Origin of the sequence: Paraburkholderia sp. (assembly GCF_035656215.1) — a bacterium.
Taxonomy (GTDB): Bacteria; Pseudomonadota; Gammaproteobacteria; order Burkholderiales; family Burkholderiaceae; genus Paraburkholderia.
On the sequence record NZ_DASRSY010000138.1, the window covers coordinates 1 to 3,101 of the forward strand.

4 protein-coding genes are annotated in these 3,101 nt (G+C 61.4%); 1 reads left to right on the plus strand and 3 read right to left on the minus strand.

What is annotated here, in order from left to right; genetic code table 11:
- The 3 genes from VFE81_RS07980 to lexA form a co-directional block, all read right to left on the minus strand.
- A partial coding sequence (locus VFE81_RS07980; RefSeq protein WP_325044080.1) for a DUF2939 domain-containing protein occupies positions 1-620 on the minus strand: 620 nt, incomplete at its 3' end.
- A gap of 149 nt (positions 621-769) precedes the next feature.
- Positions 770-1,114, minus strand: coding sequence for a hypothetical protein (locus VFE81_RS07985; RefSeq protein ID WP_325044081.1), 345 nt, complete (start codon positions 1,112-1,114; stop codon positions 770-772).
- A 59-nt stretch (positions 1,115-1,173) separates the two neighbouring features.
- On the minus strand, positions 1,174-1,824 hold the full coding sequence (lexA, locus tag VFE81_RS07990; protein ID WP_325044082.1) for a transcriptional repressor LexA: 651 nt from the start codon (positions 1,822-1,824) through the stop codon (positions 1,174-1,176).
- Positions 1,825-2,139: 315 nt separating this feature from the next.
- On the opposite strand from lexA, the gene VFE81_RS07995 reads away from it, so the two are divergent.
- The coding region (locus VFE81_RS07995) for a sulfate ABC transporter substrate-binding protein (RefSeq protein WP_325044083.1) at positions 2,140-3,101 on the plus strand (962 nt) is incomplete at its 3' end.

The following is a 3,101-nucleotide window of genomic DNA, read 5'->3' on the forward strand; positions in this document are numbered from 1 at the left end:
AACAGACCTTCGCGCCGCAAGATCGCCGAGTAACGCGCGTCACCGGCACCATGCTGATAGGTGACGACGAACTCGTTGAGACCGCGATACCCCGCCGTGGTTTGTGGCGGTTGCGGCGGCGTGGCGTTGTTGCCGTTGTTAGCTGCGCCGCCATTCATATTGCCGGTAACGGGGGGCTGCGGCGCAGGCGCTGCTGCGGCCGGCGGATTTTCCGCGGTGGCTGGCACCGGCGGCCGTTCGCCCGGGTTGCCGCGCGGCGGCATGCCGTTCAGCAATGCCGCGACGCCGTCGGGTGTTGCATAAGCATCGACCAGCGGACCGATCAAGGCCACGCCGATCATTGCGCCAATTGCCGCGAACGGATTGCCGTTGCCATGCGCGTCGAGCCGACGTGATAACAAGCCGGTGACCTGTTGCTTCAGGCTCTCGCGCAACGCGGGAAAGTCGACGTATTCGTTGACGGTTTGCGCATCACGTGCATCCGCCGCGCGCTTGAGGTTGTTCAGCGCCATGTAGGGCGACGCGTAACCGAACCCCAATGCGGCGATCACCACAATCACAATCAAAGTGACGATCAGTGGCCGGGTAGCGTTGCGCCTTGTACGTGTTGAATCTGCCATCGAGTGGGACTCTCCATCAGGTGTGATCTAACGTGGACCATGGCCACGCGAAAACGATCCCAGGCGATGCGATATCCGGGAAGGCGCGGGCAGGCCAAAAGCCTTTGCGCGCGCCGCACTGTTGCAGCGGAGCGTCTGTGCCGTGCCGCTTAAGACTCGAACACCGCGCCGTGCACGTTGGCTTCGTCGGCGATGCAGCGATCGATCATGCGGCACACGGCGTCTACCGTGCCGACCATGATCAGCCGCGACGGCCCGTGATAGACGCGCACCGGCGCACGACGTGCCGGTTCAGCCGTATTCAGCCCCGAATTCAACGATACGCGAGCAAAAGCCGGCAGCGAGGAAGGCAAGCTCGATACGCTGGCGGGCTCGTCGAACAGCGATGGCGCGCTGGCCGTGGACGCCTCGATCAGTGAGCAGGGCACCAGCTTGCGCAGATGGCGCAAACGACCGAACTGGCGAAAAGGCAGCAGGCGGGCAAAGCGTTCCATGAGTCTCTCCAGGCGATTCAACGTTGGGGCAGCTTCGGTTTGGCGGACGAGCGGGGTAGTCAGAACTCACCGGGGCGGATCAGCCCAACGGCGATACCCTCTAGCGCGAACTCCGCACTGCCGGTTTCAACGAAGATGTTTTCGTAATCGGGGTTCTCAGCGATCAGTTCGAGCCCGTTCGGGCGGCGCTTCAGCCGCTTGACCGTCACGTCGTCGCCGAGACGCGCGATGATGATCTGGCCGTCGTTGGCTTCGCTTTTCTTCTGCACTGCGAGCAGGTCGCCGTCGAAAATACCCGCGTCGCGCATGGACAGCCCGCGCACCTTCAGCAGGTAGTCCGGCTTGCTCGAGAACAGCGCCGGATCGCACGCATAGTGCTGCGAGATGTGTTCCTGCGCGAGGATCGGGCTACCCGCGGCAACCCGGCCGATCAGCGGCAACGACAGTTGCATGATGCTGGCGTGCGGCAGCGTGAACTGGTACGGCGAATCTTCCGGGCCCGTCAGCAGGCGAATGCCGCGCGATGCGCCGGCCGCGAGTTCGATCACGCCCTTGCGAGCCAGCGCCCGCAAATGTTCTTCTGCCGAGTTGGCCGAGCTGAAACCCAGCTCGGCGGCGATCTCCGCGCGGGTGGGCGGAAAGCCGGTGCGTTCGATGGCCCGGCGAATCAGATCGAAAACCTGCTGCTGTCGTGCGGTGAGTTTGGTCATGGGGCCACTGTATGTATGAACAGGTGCCTGTATTTTTATACAGTATTCGGCGCAATTCAAGCTTTACTTTAAGTTCGTGGTCCGGGGTGGCGTTCCGGCGCCGTAAACGGACGCTCCAACACTCGTTTTCGTGTCGCAACGCCTTATCCAGCCGTCATTACCACTTTTGCGTATTAAAGAATGAAGAAACATTATTTTTAATGATGAAAGCTCTTCGATAGACTGCCCTTCGAGTTGGCGCTCATGTGCACGTGACCGCGACGTAAAAGAACACCACACGCTGTTTCAGCGGACCACAACGCGGAGAAAGTTGACATGAACCATCAAGGTACGGGGCTGGCAGGCAGGACCAGAAAATTCGTCGCGGCGCTCGCATTCGGCGCTGTCGGCACGATCACCGGTTTCGGCGTCATGACGCCGGCACGTGCAGCTGACGCCACGCTGCTGAACGTGTCGTATGACCCGACACGCGAGCTGTATCAGGACGTCAACCAGGAATTTGGCAAGGAATGGAAGGCCAAAACGGGCGAAACGATCACCTTCAAGCAGTCGCACGGTGGCTCGGGGGCGCAAGCGCGCTCGGTGCTGGACGGTTTGCAGGCGGACGTCGTGACCCTGGCGCTCGCCTACGACATCGACGCGCTGGCTAACAAGGGTTTGCTCGACAAGGGCTGGCAAAAGCGTTTGCCGGACAACGCCTCGCCCTACACGTCGACGATCGTGTTTCTCGTGCGCAAGGGCAACCCGAAGCACATCAAGGATTGGGACGATCTGATCAAGCCGGGCGTGTCGATCGTCACGCCGAATCCGAAGACCTCGGGCGGCGCGCGCTGGAACTACCTGGCCGCATGGGCCTACGCAGAACATCAGCCGGGCGGGAACGACCAGAAGGCCAAGGAATTCGTCGGCAAGCTCTATAAGAATGCCGGCGTGCTGGATTCGGGCGCGCGTGGTGCGACCACCAGTTTCGTGCAACGCGGGATCGGCGACGTGCTGATTGCGTGGGAAAACGAAGCGTTTCTCTCGCTGAAGGAATTCGGCCCGGAGAAGTTTGAAATCGTCGTGCCGTCGGTGAGCATTCTGGCCGAGCCGCCGGTTGCGGTGGTGGACAAGGTGGTGGACAAGCACGGCACGCGCAAGCTGGCCGAAGCATATCTGAACTTCCTGTACAGCGAGCAAGGTCAGGAAATCGCGGCGAGGAACTTCTACCGTCCGCGTTCGAACAAGGTGCCGGCTGAGCTGACCTCGAAGTTTCCGAAGCTGAAGCTGTACACGAT

Coding starts and splice junctions, on each gene's coding strand:
- VFE81_RS07985 (WP_325044081.1), bottom strand. CDS start 1,114: ATGGAACGCTTTGCCCGCCTGCTGCCTTTTCGCCAGTTCGGTCGTTTG.
- lexA (WP_325044082.1), bottom strand. CDS start 1,824: ATGACCAAACTCACCGCACGACAGCAGCAGGTTTTCGATCTGATTCGC.